At 59.7% G+C, this 15,718-nt stretch carries 9 protein-coding genes and 1 pseudogene; 5 read left to right on the top strand and 5 right to left on the bottom strand.

The genetic code is table 11. The features are described 5' to 3' along the window. The first annotated feature begins 51 nt into the window (after positions 1-51). Positions 52-3,993, top strand: a complete 3,942-nt coding sequence (locus IPK32_24845) for a PQQ-binding-like beta-propeller repeat protein (protein MBK8095107.1) — start codon at positions 52-54, stop codon at positions 3,991-3,993. Positions 3,994-4,020: 27 nt separating this feature from the next. Further along, positions 4,021-5,500 (top strand): annotated as a pseudogene (locus IPK32_24840) (sulfatase). A 114-nt stretch (positions 5,501-5,614) separates the two neighbouring features. Here IPK32_24840 and IPK32_24835 read toward each other — a convergent pair. Further along, on the bottom strand, positions 5,615-7,027 hold the full coding sequence (locus tag IPK32_24835; protein ID MBK8095106.1) for an FAD-dependent oxidoreductase: 1,413 nt from the start codon (positions 7,025-7,027) through the stop codon (positions 5,615-5,617). Positions 7,028-7,103: 76 nt separating this feature from the next. On the opposite strand from IPK32_24835, the gene IPK32_24830 reads away from it, so the two are divergent. Then, complete coding sequence (locus IPK32_24830; protein ID MBK8095105.1) at positions 7,104-8,933, top strand: DUF1549 domain-containing protein; 1,830 nt, start codon at positions 7,104-7,106, stop codon at positions 8,931-8,933. Between the two features lie 36 nt (positions 8,934-8,969). Here IPK32_24830 and glpQ read toward each other — a convergent pair whose 3' ends face one another. Both glpQ and IPK32_24820 read right to left on the bottom strand, forming a co-directional pair. Then, complete coding sequence (gene glpQ / locus IPK32_24825; protein MBK8095104.1) at positions 8,970-9,911, bottom strand: glycerophosphodiester phosphodiesterase; 942 nt, start codon at positions 9,909-9,911, stop codon at positions 8,970-8,972. After that, entirely contained in the window at positions 9,908-11,251 is a 1,344-nt protein-coding gene (locus IPK32_24820; GenBank protein MBK8095103.1) for an MFS transporter, read from the bottom strand. Before IPK32_24820 ends, glpQ begins: the two co-directional genes overlap by 4 nt. Positions 11,252-11,315: 64 nt before the next feature. Between IPK32_24820 and IPK32_24815 the strand changes: the two genes are divergently transcribed. Next, the gene (locus IPK32_24815) at positions 11,316-11,924 is read left to right on the top strand and encodes a carbohydrate-binding family 9-like protein (GenBank protein ID MBK8095102.1); all 609 of its coding nucleotides are present in this window, start codon (positions 11,316-11,318) and stop codon (positions 11,922-11,924) included. A 12-nt stretch (positions 11,925-11,936) separates the two neighbouring features. Here the strand turns inward: IPK32_24815 and IPK32_24810 are convergent, their stop codons facing one another. Beyond that, positions 11,937-13,532, bottom strand: coding sequence for a fucose isomerase (locus IPK32_24810; GenBank protein ID MBK8095101.1), 1,596 nt, complete (start codon positions 13,530-13,532; stop codon positions 11,937-11,939). 106 nt (positions 13,533-13,638) lie between these two features. Between IPK32_24810 and IPK32_24805 the strand changes: the two genes are divergently transcribed. Next, on the top strand, positions 13,639-14,847 hold the full coding sequence (locus IPK32_24805) for a Tm-1-like ATP-binding domain-containing protein (GenBank protein MBK8095100.1): 1,209 nt from the start codon (positions 13,639-13,641) through the stop codon (positions 14,845-14,847). Positions 14,848-14,859: 12 nt separating this feature from the next. Here IPK32_24805 and IPK32_24800 read toward each other — a convergent pair whose 3' ends face one another. After that, positions 14,860-15,711 (bottom strand): metal ABC transporter permease, encoded by an 852-nt coding sequence (locus IPK32_24800; protein MBK8095099.1) that lies wholly within the window; start codon positions 15,709-15,711, stop codon positions 14,860-14,862. Positions 15,712-15,718: the final 7 nt, after the last annotated feature.

Here is a 15,718-nt window from a genome sequence, read left to right as displayed (position 1 = left end):
CTGCCCGTAAGCAGCGAGAATTCCTAGCTGCGCACGTTTGGATTCATATCCATGCGTCCGCTCATATTTCTTCTCGCTCTCTCCGTCGCACATGCTGAATGGCCTACCTACCTGCATGATGCCTCACGCGTCGGTGCCTCCTTGGAAAACTTGCCGCAGGGCATAAAACCAGCTTGGACTTTCACCTCGCCCTCTGCCCCGCAGATGGCTTGGGCTGGCGAGGACGGTCGCGTCATCGAGGGGCATGAGCTCTTCAATCGCATTCGCTTTGATGATGTGTTTCATGTCGCCATCAGCAAAGGCCACGTTTTCTTCGGTTCATCCGTCGATGGGCGTGTCATGTGCCGGGAGCTGGCCTCTGGAAAAGAAGTGTGGTCGTTTTTCACAAATGCGCCCGTGCGGCTCGCTCCGATGATCGCGGAGGGGAAGGTGTTTGTCGGCTCAGATGATGGGTATGCGTATTGCCTGGATGCAGCTAGCGGCAAAGTGGTGTGGAAGCTCCGCGCTGGTCCGCATGATGAGCGCATCCTCGCACGCGGTCGCATGGTCTCCCGTTGGCCGGTTCGTACAGGCATCCTGGTGGATGGCGGCACCGCGTATTTTGGCGCAGGCGTGTTTCCACATGAGAAGGTGTACCTCTACGCTGTTGAGGCTGCAACGGGTAAGGTCATTTGGAAAAACGATGCCATTTCAGAAAAAGACGCAGGCCGGAATGATCTCTCGCCGCAGGGCTACTTACTCGCGACAAAGGACATCCTCTTTGTGCCCTCTGGCCGGACGCTCGCGGCGTCGTTTGATCGGAAAACGGGCACCTACATCGCCAAACCGGAGCCCGGATGGCGTGGCGATGCTGGCGGGCAGATCGGCGGCACGCAGGCCTTCCTCGCGGATGATCAAATCTACTCCGTGGGCGAGCATCACATCCTCGCGCTCGATCAGCAAAAGCAGAAAAGCGGCTTCGGATGGTTCGCAGGCACGCAGATGACGCTCGCGGGCGATATGGGCTACATGGCGAATGGCAAAACAATCACCGCCGTGGATCGCCTCAAGCATGCGGACGGCACACGCATCCGTCACGGGCACGAAATGGCCATCGCGAAGATCAGCGTTGACTTGAAAAAGCATCCCGCCCTCGCAGAGGCGAAGAAGCTGCAAGCTGCCGAGTCCGCCGCACGCAAGGCACCGGGCGATCAAGCCCTCATCGCTGCGCTGGCCGCCATCGCGGCGAAATACGAGCCGCTGCGTGCGCAGTACAAAGCCAAGCAAGATGAGATCGCGAAACACAAGGCTGATCTCGCCATCGCAGCCGATGTGGGTGTGAAATGGACGCTCGAATCGCCGCATCAGTCGGCCCTGATCCTCGCGGGCAAATCATTGATCGCCGGTGGCAAAGATGAAGTGATCGTGATCGACACTGAAACGGGCAAAATCACCGCCAAGCTGGCGGTGGAAGGCGAAGCACGCGGTTTAGCCGTTTCGGAAGGTCACCTCGTCGTCAGCACGACGAAGGGCCGCGTGCATGTGTTTGGTGAAAAAGAAGGCTCAATGCCTTATCCGTCACAGAGCTTCATATCGGCCAAAGGTGAAGAGGCTGCGGCCATCTTGAAGCAAACCGGCGTCAAAAAGGGCTTTTGCCTGGTTTTGGGCGATGACGGATCTTTGGCCTATGAATTGGCGAAACAGAGCGAGTTGATCGTTTTCGGTGTGAACTCGGACGAGGCCAAGGTGGCCGCTGGAAGGCAAAATTTGCTCCAAACCGGCCTCTACGGCTCACGCGTCACGCTCGATCATCTCGACCTGGCGATGATTCCGTATTCGAGCTACTTCGCGAACCTCATCGTCGGTGAGCCGAGTGGTGTGCCAAAAGAGGTAGCTCGGCATTTGAAGCCGATCGGTGGCAAATTCTGCTTCGCGACGAATGCAGCGAGCGATGCCTGGCTAGCGGAGACAAAGCTCAGTGAAGAAAAAGCCACCATCGCGAAAGCGGACGGCTGGACGGTGCTCACGCGGGCGGCTTTGCCCGGTGCGAGCTCATGGTCGCATCAATACGGCAATGCAGCAAACACCAGCAGCACAGACGACAGGCGCATCAAGGGCGGCATGAGTGTCCTTTGGTATGGCGATCCCGGTCCTGGGCAGATGGTGAATCGTCACGACGGTGCAGTGGGGCCGATCTCGACGAACGGACGGCTCTTTGTGCAAGGTAACGAAAGCGTGATGGCCTACGATGCCTACAACGGCCAGTTTTTGTGGGAAACGAAGAACCCCGGCGCGATGCGCACCGGCGTGTACAATGCCCGCGAACCCGGCAACATGGCCGCGAGTGATGATCACCTCTTCATGCTCATGGAGGACGAGTGCATCCAATACGATGCCGCCACAGGCCAGATCGTGCGCACACTCAAAATCCCCGGCGCAGGCACCAAGAAGGGCCTGGAGTGGGGCTACATCGCCTACGCCGATGGTTTGCTCTATGGCACCGAGACGGAACGCGTCGAAAAGGCCAGCGAAGTGGCGCGGCGTGGCAAAAGTGCCTCGATTTCCACGGATCGACTGTTTGCCTTCGATGTGAAAACCGGAGCGCTGGCGTGGAGCTATCAGGGCAAGCACATCGCGCATACGACGGTAGCGATTGGAGATGGTAGCGTGTTTTTCATCGACGCCTCGCTCACACCGGAGCAGCGGAATTTGTTGCTGGCGGAGGATAAAACGGAACTCGCCAAACTCACCGGCAAAGAGCGTGAGCTGGCCGAGGACCGCATCAAAAACAACGACATGCGCATGGCCGTGGCCGTGGATGCGAAAACGGGCAAGCAACTGTGGGCGAAGCCGGTGGATGTGACAGATTGCAGCGAGATCGGCATCGGTGGCGGGGCTTTGACGCTTATGTATAGTAACGGCCACCTCGTGCTCGGCGGTGCGAACGCGAACGGGCACTACTGGGAGCAGTTTTTGAGCGGTGAATTCAAGCGCCGCCGCCTCGTCGTGCTGAACGCAGCGAAGGGAGACAAAGTGTGGGCAAAGGATGGCAACTACCGCCACCGCCCCGTCGTGATCGACAACGACATCATCGCCGAGCCATGGAGCTACGACCTCTACACCGGCAATCAAAAGACCCGCAAGCATCCCATCACTGGCGAAGAGACCGCATGGATGTTTGCGCGGCCTGGGCACCACTGCGGAGCCATTTCTGCCACGCCAAACATGATGTTCTTCCGCTCGAAGTTCACCGCGTTCTATGATCGCGACACGGACAGCGGCACGGAGCACTTCGCGGGGCATCGCCTCGGCTGCTGGATCAATACCATCCCCGCCAACGGCCTCGTCATGATCCCGGAGGCCAGCGCCGGCTGTGTGTGCCTCTTTTCTATCGCCAGCACCATCGTCTTCGAGCCGCGTGAGGACCGTATGAACTGGGGCGTGTATAGCGCCGATGGCGTCACATTGCCCGTGCAGCACATGGCGCTGAATCTCGGCGCTCCCGGCGACCGCCGCGATGCGCATGGCAAGCTCTGGCTCGGTTACCCACGTCCAGGCAGTCGTGCGGGCATCGATCTGCCGCTCGATTTCAAACCGCAGTATCTCAAAGGCGGCGGCGAGTATGCCTACAATGCGGAGAGCTTCACCATCGCCGGTCACGACACGCCCTGGATCTTCTCCAGCGGCCTGCGGGGCCTCACCAAGCTCGAAATCCCCGTTCAGGCCAAAAACGCCGCACCAGCCACCTACACCGTGAAACTCATGTTCGCCGCCCTCGAAGGCGATGTGGCCGGAAAACGCGTCTTCGACGTGAAACTCGGCGACAAGGTCGTCTTGAAGGCCTTTGACCCCGCCACACGAAAAGGCGCTGCCGTCGAAGTTTTCGAGCATGTGCCCGCCAGCGAGCTTTTGACTGTCGAACTCATCCCGGTGACCGGTGAACCAGTCATGAGTGGCATTGAAGTATTGAAATCGGATGCCAAAGAGATCATCCAGACTTCCGTGACTCGTTGAACCTAGATCACAGACTCATTTATCACCATGCGCCTTTGTTTGCTCCTTCTCGCCTTTTGTCCCTTGCTCGCTGTGAGTGCGGCGAGCCGCCCCAATGTGCTTTACATCCTCTGTGATGATTTACGGCCAGATGCACTGGGCTGCTATGGCTCGAAGCATGTGAAAACACCGCACATCGACCGCCTGGCCAAAGAAGGCGTGCGTTTTGCCAATACCTTCTGCACCACCTCCCTGTGCTCGCCCAGCCGCGCCAGCATCCTCAGCGGGCTGTATGCACACACGCATGGCGTCACGAATAACTTCACGGAGTATCCAGAGAGCATGCCCAGCTTCCCCGCCGTGCTGCATGACTCCGGCTACGCCACGTCCTACTTCGGCAAGTATCACATGGGTGAGGAAAATGACTCGCCGCGGCCTGGATTCGATCACTTCGTCACGCACAAAGGGCAGGGGAAGTACTTCGACACTGAGTGGAGCATCCACGGCAAGGAGCGCAAAGTCATCCCCGGCTACTACACCACCGTCGTCACCGATTTGGCGCTGGATTGGCTCAAAGCGCAGCGCAGCTCGCCGGAGAAGCCCCTGGTGCCTCTGCCTCGGCCACAAAGCACCCCACAGCTTCTACACACCCGAGCCTAAGTATGCTCACAGCTTCGATGACGTGCGTGTGCCGTATCCAGCCACGGCCTTTCAGCTCGATGATAAGCCCGCATGGATCAAGCAGCGCTTGCATACGTGGCATGGCATCTACGGACCACTCTTTGAGTGGCGCAAAAAATTCCCCGATGATCGTCCAGAGGCCGTCAAAGACTTTGAAAACATGGTTCACGGTTACTGGGGCACCGTTCTGAGCGTGGATGACAGCGTGGGCCGCATCCGCCAATGGCTGGAGGAAACACAGCAGCTCGAAAACACTGTCATTGTCTTCATGGGTGACAATGGACTGCTCGAAGGCGAGCACGGCATGGTCGATAAACGCACCGCGCATGAGCCCAGTCTGCGCATCCCGCAGATCGTGCGGTATCCAGGGCTCACGCAGCAGGGGAAGGTGATGGCGCAGCAAGTCTTGACCGTCGATGTGGCTCCTAGCCTACTGGAGCTCTGCGCAGCACCCGCTTTACCAAAAAGCCACGGCACATCCTGGGTCCAGCTCGTGCAAAAAGGCGACAGCACATGGCGCACGAGTTGGTTCTACCATTACAACTACGAAAAACAGTTCCCCTACACGCCAAACGTCCGCGCCATCCGCACAGATCGCTGGAAGTACATCCATTACCCACATGGCGACGGCAGCCCGGACAAGCATCTGGCGGAGCTTTATGATCTCGAAAACGATCCTGGTGAAACTCACAACCTCATCACCAAGCCCGAGCACGCAGCACTCATCACGGAGCTACGTGCTGAACTAGCCAAGCTCATGCTCGCCACTGGTCTCAATGACCAAACGGATAAAATGCCCCTCGATGAAGGTGTGAAGAGCGAGCTGCCGGATGCGAAGATTCGGTGAGGGTGTTTTGTTTGTTTTGGGAGTTCTTTTCGCGGAAGTGCTTAGTTCTCAGTTCTCAGTTTCTGAGCACTGAGAACTTTTCTCCTTCACCGCAGGGAGTGCGAATGAGGCTGGCTACCCACGCTGCCCGAGGGCTTTCAGTTTGGCTTCGCTTTCGCTCCAGGGGACGTCGTGAGGCATGCGGCGGGAGGTGGCGGCGAGGGCGGCGGTGACGCCGGCGGCTTCGCCCATGGCGACGGAGTTTCCTGTCACGCGGTAGCTCGCGTGGGCGATGAAGTCGCCGCTGATGTTGCGCCCGGCCATCATCAGGCCGTCCACGTCCTTGGCGATGAGGGCTCGCAGGGGGATGTCGTAGGGCTTCACTTTGATGCCGGCATTGTGGTAGGCTGCTTTTTTGTTGTTCTCGGCACTCAGGGCATGGATGTCCACGCTGAAAGTGGGCCTCACCACCGCGTCGTCATAGCGAGCACCTGCGGTGAGGTCATCCTTATTCACGACGTAGCGCCCCGCGATGCGTCTGCCGTCACGCACGCCGATCTGCTCTGCCGTGGCGGCGATTTGCAGGCCTTCCCACGGGCCGCCGAGCTTGCGGAGGCCGTTCACGATCTGGTGTAGCTCTGCGCGGGCCTGCACGGTGGCCTCGGTGATCTTGGCCGCATCAAAGCAGGGCACACCGTATTGATGATTCATCATGACGAGCAGCAAATCATCACGCACCTGCCAAAGCGTGGGCTTGGAGTAAGAAGGGAAGTGTCCGGTGCGCTGAATCTCCGCCAGCAGTGCATCCTTGGCGATGCCGTCGGCTTTGCTGGGATCGGACTTGTGAATGAAGGGCGCTAGTGCGGCGGCATCTTTGCATACGAGTAGTGCATTGAGCGACATGGGCTGGCAGGGGCATGACTCAGCCTCGCCGAACTCAAAACTGCATCCTGCCAGTGCGGCGAGATCGCCATCGCCCGTGGTGTCGATGAAAACGGGCGCACGCCAGGCCTGCCTACCGCTCTTGGACTCCGTCACGATGGTGCTGAGGCGCTTTCCATCGCGATACGCAGCGCTCACTCGTGTGTGGAGTTGGAATTTCACGCCTGCTTCTACGAACATTTCTTCCAGCAGCAGCTTCATGCCTTCTGGCTCGTAGCAGATGCTCTTCATGCTGGTGCCACGGCGCATGTCGCGTGCTTCCAGCCGCTTGAGTAGCTCTTGATTGAAGCCTGGCTTGTCAAAATCGAGCAAATAGCCCAGCAGGCCCGCCGTCCACACACCGCCCAGACAGCCGCGCCATTCAAACACTCGCACCTTTGCTCCCGCTCGTGCTGCGGTGATCGCAGCGGCGATGCCAGCGGGGCCTGCACCGCACACGATGACGTCCACGTCCTCGACCAGTGGCAGATCGCGTGCTTCTTCATGGAATTGACCTGCGAGGCTTTTTTCCACCTGCTGCGCACTCAGCGCCCCAGGCGTGATCAGGGCACCAGAAAAGGCAGCGCGGATAAAATGACGACGATTGGCGGAGGAGGGCGTTTCCATGCCAAAAGTTTGCGCTTCACGCTTCCGAGTGTCAATGCACAAGAACCCGCTCAGAGCGGCGTTCATAGCGGGCAGTATGCGACTTTTCCTGTTCATCGCCCTCGGCGTCCCACTTTTCGCCAAACCGCCCTCCATCGAGGATGGGCGGCTTCATTGGGCTTTTCAGCCTCTAGGTGCCGCTGCGTCGCCTGAGGTGAAAAACACGTCTTGGCCGAAAAATGCCATCGACAGCTTCATCTGGGCCGATTTGGAGAAAAATGGGCTCAAGCCCGCGCCAGAGGCGGATGCGGCCACACTGATCCGCCGCGTCACGCTCGATCTCACGGGCCTGCTGCCCACACCGGAGGAAGTCCGCGCTTTTGAGCAAAATCCCGGCAGCTATGAGGCGCTCATCGACCGGCTGCTCGACTCTCCGCGCTATGGAGAGCGCTGGGGCCGCCACTGGCTGGATCTGGCACGCTACGCGGACACCGGCGGCACGCACAATGATCTGGACCGGCCCTATGCATGGAAATACCGCGACTACGTCATCCGCAGCTTCAATGAGGACAAGCCGTTTGCTCGCTTCGTCGCGGAGCAGATCGCGGGCGATGAAATCGACGGTGCGAGCGAGGAAACACTCATCGCGACTGGTTTTGGCCGCAATGGCACCAGCAATGACGATAACATGGGCAAGAACGACGATGCTCTGGCGCAATACCGTGCGGATCAGCTCGATGACGTCATCTCCACCACGAGCAGTGTTTTTCTGGGGCTGACAGTCGGCTGCGCACGCTGTCACGATCATAAGACTGATCCGCTGCTTCAGCGTGATTACTACAGCCTGCTGGCCATCTTTAATGGCACGGAGAAGCACGGACTGGTTCCCGGAACGCAGAACAAGGATGATAAGCGTGTCGCGATCGACAAAACCATCCAAGTCCACGCTCTGATCGAAAAAAGCCCGCATGTGCCACCCACACACATCATGCTGCGTGGCAGTGCCTTGAACCTCGGGGAAGAAGTTCCCGCCGCCGTCCCGGCACTTTTTAAGCCGATCTCCTTTCCTGCGCCGACTGAAAAGACCTCTCAGCGCCGCAGGACGCTCGCACAATGGATCACGGCACCGAACAATGCTCTCGCGTGGCGAGTCATCGCCAATCGCATCTGGCAGCATCATTTTGGCCAGGGCATCGTCGCCTCTCCGAGCAATTTTGGCTTCACGGGTGCCAGACCCACGCACCCTGAGCTGCTGGATTACCTAGCACAGCAGCTCATCGCGAATGGAGGCCGTTTCAAAGCGCTGCATAAGCACATCCTCCTGTCCGCGACGTATCGCCAAGCCGCTGACTCGTCGCCGGTGGCACTGCGTCCGAAGCTCCACCGCATGGAGGCAGAAGTCCTCCGCGACTGCATCCTCACCGCCAGTGGCAAGCTGAACGAGAAACGCGGCGGTCCGGGCATCAAACCACGCCTGCGGGCCGATTTGCTACCCACCAGCCAGCGAAACAAGTGGCCGCTCATCAAAAAGGAGGGCGCGGAGCAATGGAGACGCAGTGTGTACATCTATGTGAAGCGGCAGCTTCTCATGCCGAGCCTGGAGCTCTTCGATGCGCCTACCACCACGGACTCCTGCGCGGCACGATTGGAGAGCACAGTGCCGACTCAGGCTCTCGTGCTCATGAATGACGAGTTCGTCGAGGAGCAGGCCGCTTATCTGGCCCAGCGCTGCGCTGACGAAGACCTCAGCACCGCCATCCGCCGCCTTTTCATGTTTACGTTGTGCCGAGAGCCCAACGTGGCCCGTTTGCAGCAGTCGCTGGATTTTGTGCATGCTCGTACCTCTACGGGTGCCAGCCGCGATGGGGCGCTGACGGATCTGGCGCATGTGCTCTTCAATAGCAGCGAGTTCATCTACATCCGATGAAGCCGGTGTAGCCGCTAAGCAGCGGCCAGCATCACGTTAGCGGCTGGTTTTCTTGTTGAGCCACTTGACGGTCACATCGGGGAAATCTGTGAACAGCGCATCCACCTTCGCTTCATCAAAGAGGAGCCGCATCAGCTCCGCTGCGGTGGAGATGTCTTTTGGCAAATCATCGACGCGTAAGGTGTAGGGATGCACCTCTAGCTTCAGTGCGTGTGCACGCGTCGTCAGGTCGGTGACGCGTTTTCCGCTCACCACGCTGCTGATCGGCGGGCCGATGCCATCCGCCACGCTGGCTACGGCGGCCAGATCGGTCTTCGTTTGGCTGCTCATGAGGTAGATGAGCCGTCCCTGCCATCCCAGCTCACCGCGTAGGCGCTTTACTTCATCGAACTCAAAGCATTGCAGGTAGCAGGCGTGGTCTTTGGAGGTGTAGCCATGCTTTGCCAGCACTCGCAGCACGATGGGGCTGATGTCGTGGCCTTCTGCGCGGTGCCAGGCTGGTTGCTTGATCTCTGGGTAGATGCCCGCCACGCGGCCGGTGCTCTGATTCAGCCCCGCGATGAGTCCCAGCTCCTCATCGAGCGTCAGGATGGGAAAACCGCCCGTCGTTGCTGGAAATCGCTTCGGATAGACCTGAGTGCCTTTTTTGTGATCGGTGCGCTCATGCATGGAAAGCTGCCGTAGCTCCGCGAGCGTGAAATCGAGTGCGTAGTAGCGCCCGTTCGCCCGCTTCCGATCTGGGAAGCGGGTGGCGACATCACTGGTCGTGTCCAGATGAATGTCATGCAGCACGACAGGCACATCATCACGGCTGAGGACGACATCTTGCTCGATGAAGTCTGCCCCTAGAGCATGGGCCATCACTTTTGCCTCTCGTGTGTGCTCTGGGACATAGCCACTCGCTCCCCGGTGGGCGATGGTGAGTGGCTGTGCTGCGGCAGAGACGGCGAGTAGTGTGAGGCAGGCGAGGAGTTTCATAGCGAGCAGGAGCTTTTGGCTTTGTGGCCGAGGGTGAGGGCGCTGAAGAGCATTGTCAGCACGCAGCAGATGCACATGGTGATGATCACACCACCCCAGCCCCAGTGATCGGCGATCCAGCCGACTCCGGTGCCAGCGATGGCGCTGCCAAAAACGTAGCCGAAGAAGCCCGTAAAGCCAGCCGCAGTGCCAGCGGCCTTTTTCGGCACCATATCGAGTGCCTGGAGGCCGATGAGCATCACTGGGCCGTAAATGAAGAAGCCGATGGTGATGAGTGCGGTGATGTCGATCCATAGCGGGCCGTTGCGATTTAGCCCGTAGGCGATGAGGCCGAGTAGCGTGGGGATCATAAAAAGGATGGTGGCAGGAGCACGGCGGGATTTGAAGACCTTGTCCGACATCCAGCCGCATAGGATCGTGCCAGGCACCGCAGCCCACTCAAAGCAGGCCCAGGCCGTGCTGGACTGCTGGAAGGAGAAGTTTTTCGCGGTTTGTAGGTAGGTGGGTATCCAGTCCACCACGCCGTAGCGCACGAAATAGACGAAGGCGTTCGCGATGGCGATGGCCCATAGCAGCTTGTTGTTGAAGACGTGGCCGAAGAAGATCTCGCGGAAGGTGAAGGTGCGCTCGTGCTCGGCGCTGTAATCCGGCGGGTAGTCGTTTTTATACTCCTCGATGGGCGGCAGGCCACAGCTCTGCGGTGTGTCACGGATGAGGATGAAGGCGAGCACCGCGATGCCGGTGGAGACCATGGCATTGAAGTAAAATTTAGCACCCCAGTCATGAAACAACGTGACACCCCACAGGGCGATGGTGGCGACGAGGGCCCCGCCGACATTGTGGGCGACGTTCCAGATGGAGACGGCGCGGCCGCGTTCTTTGGTGCTGAACCAGTGGACCATGGTTTTGCCACAGGGTGCCCAGCCCATGCCATTGAACCAGCCATTGAGCGTCTGGAGCACGATCATGGCGGTGAGGGAGAGATAGACCTCTTTGACGAAGCCAAAGACCGCCAGCACCGCGCAGGAGAGCAGCAGCCCGAGTGGGAGAAAGTAGCGCGGATTGCTCTTATCCGACACGCTGCCCATGAGGAACTTGGAGAAGCCGTAGGCGATGCTGAGTCCGGTCATGGCGGAGCCGAGTTGGGCCTTGGAGTACTGCGGGTAGTCCCGCAGGATGTCTGGGATGGCGAGGGAGAAATTCTTCCGCACGAGGTAGTAAGCCGCGTAACCGAAAAAGATGCCGGCGAAGACCTGGAGCCGCAGACGGCGGTATTCGGCGTCGATTTGAGCCGCAGGCAGGCGCGGGGCATGCGCGGCTGGTTTGAGAAAGGCAAACATGAAGGCGCAGACTGTCAGAAAGAGGGCGTTTGCGTCAATGGGCAAGGAATGCCAAAGCAGCGAAATGAAGCGCTACCTCGTCCAACATGCCCCCAATTCCACGCTCGACTGGTCCAAGGCCGCGCCGCTGACGGATTTCACCTTTGCGTGGGAGCAGCGGTCTGCGCCGTGGACGGAGTTCCGGGCGCTGCATGATGGTGAGAGCTTTTGGTTCCGCTTTGAGTGCGAGGATGAGGATCTCGTGCTGCCAGAGGCCGATACGGCAAAGGATCGTGCGCTGGGCTCGGATCGTGTGGAGATCTTTTTTGCGCCAGATCTGAGTCTGAAGCCCTATTTTGCGCTGGAGATGAGTCCGCGTGGTGATGTGGCGGATTATGCGGCTCGTTTTTACCGGGAGATCGACTGGGACTGGTGCTGTGAGGGGCTGCGACTCGATACTCAGATCATGGGCAGTCGCTACACGGTGAGTGGGAGTATCCCGCTCGATGTGCTGCGGCGTCTGGGTGTGCTGCGTGGCAGTGAGATGTATGCGGGGCTGTACCGCGCGGAGTTCCATCACCGCGAGGATGGCAGTGTGCACATGGGCTGGATGCCGTGGGTGAATCCCGGCACGGTGAAGCCCGATTTTCATGTGCCAGAGAGCTTCGGAGTGCTGGAGCTGGTGGCTTGTTAGCCTACAGCTCGGTCAGGCCAGCTTCACATCGCCGCAGAGGTGCGTTTCCAGCCCGAGTCCTGCCATGGCGGCGGCTTTGATGCGGGCGGCGCGGTGGGCCTGCTGTTCGTTCGGGGCATAAACGACCTGGATGTGGTTGCTCTGATGGCGGGCCATCATCTGGTCGCGGGTGACGCCTTTGAGCACGGTGTGCATGATGGGCCACTGGGGCGTGGTTTCGGCCCAGCGGCGGTTTGTTTCTGCCTCGGGTAGTTTGACCACCTCTGCGACACCGATGTCGCAGTGCAGTCTGTCATTCATGATGAAGACACGGCTCCAGACGATGTGACCTGGCTTGCTGATGCCTTTGAGCGTGCCGCCGCCGAGGTGGAAGTACATCGCAGGCTGGCGTTCGCTGGATGCGCCCTTCCAGCCGCCGATGAAGTGCGCGGGTGGTGCCGCACCGCTGATGAGGAGCACCCAGACATCGTCCTTCCCGTATTTTGCGGCCCAGCGCAGATCGTGCAGCGTATTCTCTGGGGCGAAGCCCAGCTCTCGCCAGAGCCGGTAGGTGATCAGGCCGTCGATGCCTGCGCATTCATCGACTTCATTGAAGTGTGGCAGAGCCTCGCCTTCAAAGAGGATGCGCGTCCCATCGGCGCTGCGCACGGATGGGCGATCGGCATTGTTGAGCATGCCTTCGACGAGGTCGCTGGCGGGTGTGAGATCTTTGAGCCCCTGCTGATACTGGATGCCGATGGCCGCACAGCCGAAGTCATCCGCGAGGCGCAGGGCCGCGATGTACATTTTGCACTGGAGCAGGATCTGCGCCTCGGTGAGCTCTGTGGCCTCATCGGTGCCGAGATGCATGCGCAGGCCCTTCTTTTTCAGCCAGGCATAGACGTTTGCGGCATCGGCATCACTCACCTCACGCATGGCGGCGTAGAGCGTCGATTGGCTGAGGCGTTCTTTGAAGCAGCCCGTGGGATGCAGCAGGTGATCTGGCACGATGGCATTGAACATGCCCATGCAGCCTTCATCGAAGACGCCGAGGATTGCCTTTTGGGCTCTGAAGCGGCGTGCGAAGTCGCGTCCGCAGTGCAGATCATCTGCGGGCAGCTTCAGCCGGGCGAGATCGCGCACATGGGACTGATCGTGGGTGATGGAGCCGGTCGTGAGCCATTCACGCAGACCATTTTGAAAAAATGCATCCGTGAAGTCCTCACTCCAGAGCGTGGAGTAACGCACGCCAGCCTTGGTGAGGGAGGCGTTGAGATTCAGTAGTCCCACCAAGCCGGGCCACTGGCCGCTCCAGTTTGCCACGGTCAAAATCGGGCCGCGATGCGTGGTCAAACCGGCGAGCACATGATGCGAATACTGCCACACCGCCTCTGCGACGATGAGCGGTGCATCTGGGTCGATGCCACGGAAGACCTCGATGCCCATTTTTTGCGAGTCGATGAAGCCATGCTTCTTTGCCCGGTCATAGGGATGCGCACGCTTCACGCTGGAGCCTTCTTTTTTCAGTGCGGCGGTCAGCTTGTCCTCCATGTCCTTTTGGGCAGCCCAGCAGGTCTGATTGGCAGCGAGGCGGAGATCGCCCGAGGCGACGAGTGTGATCGTTTTCATGCAAAAGGGTGGTCGGTGATGCGGTGACGGCAGCCATCACGTCCTCATATCTACCGGTCTGTCATTCCACTTGCCGGAAATGCTCCCGCTGGCTCCTATGCGCACTATGGCTACCATCGCTGTACTCGGCACTTTCGACACCAAGGGACATGAACACGCTTACGTGGCGGAAATCATCCGCTCACGCGGACATCGCGTCATTTTGATCGATGCAGGCACTGGCACGGCACCGCAGATCACGCCGGATGTGACGCGTGAGTCACTCGCGGCTGCGGGCGGTGTCGATCTGGCGGGAATCATCTCCAGGCAAGATCGCGGTGAAGCCGTCACGGCGATGGCAGGTGCGGCGGCGGCTTATTTAAGCCAGCTCGTGGCAAGCGGCACGATCCAGGGCGTGATCTCGCTCGGTGGTGGCGGTGGCACCGCGATCGGCACAGCGGGGATGCGTGCGCTGCCAGTGGGTTTCCCGAAGGTGATGGTCTCCACGCTCGCTGCGGGCAATGTGGCGGCGTATGTGGGCACGAAGGACATCGTGATGTTCCCGAGCATCGTGGATGTGAGTGGGATCAATCGCATTTCCCGTGTGCTACTGGCCCGTGCTGCGGGTGCGATCTGTGGCATGGTGGAGACGCAGGTGCCCGTAGGTGCGGATAAGCCGCTGATCGCTGCGTCCATGTTCGGCAATACGACGGAATGTGTGAACATCGCCCGCAAGATGTTGGAGGACGCGGGATACGAAGTCCTCGTCTTTCATGCCACGGGAATGGGTGGACGCGTGATGGAGTCGCTCATCGAGAGTGGCATGTTCGCGGGTGTATTGGACGTGACGACGACGGAGTGGGCCGATGAGCTGGTGGGCGGCATCTTAGGAGCCGGGAAGACGCGGCTAGATGCAGCGGCGAAGGCGGGGATACCCACCATCATCACGCCGGGCTGCCTGGATATGGTGAATTTCGGTGAGCGCAGCAGCGTCCCCGCCAAGTTCGATGGACGGACGTTTTACATCCATAATCCGCAGGTGACGCTGATGCGCACGAATGCGGCTGAGTGCGCAGAATTGGGCCGCATCCTCGCGGAGAAGGCCAATGCCTACCGTGGCCCCGTGACGGTGCTGCTGCCGAAAAATGCCATCAGCATCATCAGCGCAGCAGGGAAGCCCTTTGAGGATGCGGAAGCAGATGCAGCACTGTTTGACGCAGTGAAGCAGCATCTGAAGCCCGGCATCCCACTGGTGGAGATGGACAGTGAGATCAATGCACCCGAATTCGCCGCCGCATGTGCAGGTGCTCTGCTGCGACAGATACAGGCTGTGTGAGAATTGCAGCCATCACCGCCCTGCGCGGCCGCTCAGGAGGCCATAGCGCGGGCTAAAAATGTAGGCCAGCACGAAGATGGCCCCGATCACCACGATGATGGTAGCGCTGACTGGCCAGCCGAGTGGATACGAGAGGAAAAAAGCCGCGCCGCTGCCCAAGCCGCCGATGAGGCCACCGCCCCAGAAAAGAGCCCGCGCATTATCCGTGAGCAGGTAAACCGCCGCCGCAGGTGCCACCATCAGTCCCACGCTGAGGATGCAGCCTACCGCCTGGAGTGAGGAGATGAGCACCAGGATCGTGATGCCAAACAGGGTGTAGCTCAGCAGCCGCACTGGCACGCCTAGACTGGCTGCGATGTTCGGCTCAAAGAGATAGATCATCAGGGGGCGTTGGAGGGCGATGAGCGCCAGCACCGCCACGGCGCTGATGCCAAAGGCGATCCATAGATCACTGTCACTCATCGCATTCACACTACCAAAGAGCCACTCATCCAGCTTCTGCCGCACATCCAGCTTCGTGAGAATGAGGTAGCCTGCGGCAAAGGCGGTGGTGTAGAGCACGCCCATCGCGGTATCATGATCGAGCCGAGAGGTGCGTGAGAGAAAGAGCGATCCCAGACCGACGAGCAGCGCCGCAAAGACAGCCCCCGCCAGCGCACTCCATGCCGTGAGCCCACCCGCCAGCAGCACGGCCAGTGCGATGCCTGGCAGCAGCGCATGGGAGAGCGTGCCTACCTTCAGCGCAGACTTTTGCAGCACCACAAAGGCACTCACAAAGCCGTTCGCGAAGCCGATCATGAGGCATGCGAGTAGCGCACGCTGCCCGATGGGCTCAGAGAGGCATTCAGTGAAGATGGAGGTCATCGGCATA

The sequence above is a fragment of the Verrucomicrobiaceae bacterium genome (genome assembly GCA_016713035.1).
Lineage (GTDB): Bacteria > Verrucomicrobiota > Verrucomicrobiia > Verrucomicrobiales > Verrucomicrobiaceae > Prosthecobacter.
Note: the sequence above shows the minus strand (reverse complement) of the source record. Positions and strands in the feature narration are given on the sequence as shown.

Bases quoted from the DNA above. Each gene is read 5' to 3' on its own strand.
- IPK32_24830 (MBK8095105.1), top strand. From the start codon at position 7,104: ATGCGACTTTTCCTGTTCATCGCCCTCGGCGTCCCACTTTTCGCCAAA.
- IPK32_24800 (MBK8095099.1), bottom strand. From the start codon at position 15,711: ATGACCTCCATCTTCACTGAATGCCTCTCTGAGCCCATCGGGCAGCGT.
- IPK32_24835 (MBK8095106.1), bottom strand. From the start codon at position 7,027: ATGGAAACGCCCTCCTCCGCCAATCGTCGTCATTTTATCCGCGCTGCC.
- IPK32_24805 (MBK8095100.1), top strand. From the start codon at position 13,639: ATGGCTACCATCGCTGTACTCGGCACTTTCGACACCAAGGGACATGAA.
- IPK32_24815 (MBK8095102.1), top strand. From the start codon at position 11,316: ATGAAGCGCTACCTCGTCCAACATGCCCCCAATTCCACGCTCGACTGG.
- IPK32_24820 (MBK8095103.1), bottom strand. From the start codon at position 11,251: ATGTTTGCCTTTCTCAAACCAGCCGCGCATGCCCCGCGCCTGCCTGCG.
- IPK32_24845 (MBK8095107.1), top strand. From the start codon at position 52: ATGCGTCCGCTCATATTTCTTCTCGCTCTCTCCGTCGCACATGCTGAA.
- glpQ (MBK8095104.1), bottom strand. From the start codon at position 9,911: ATGAAACTCCTCGCCTGCCTCACACTACTCGCCGTCTCTGCCGCAGCA.
- IPK32_24810 (MBK8095101.1), bottom strand. From the start codon at position 13,532: ATGAAAACGATCACACTCGTCGCCTCGGGCGATCTCCGCCTCGCTGCC.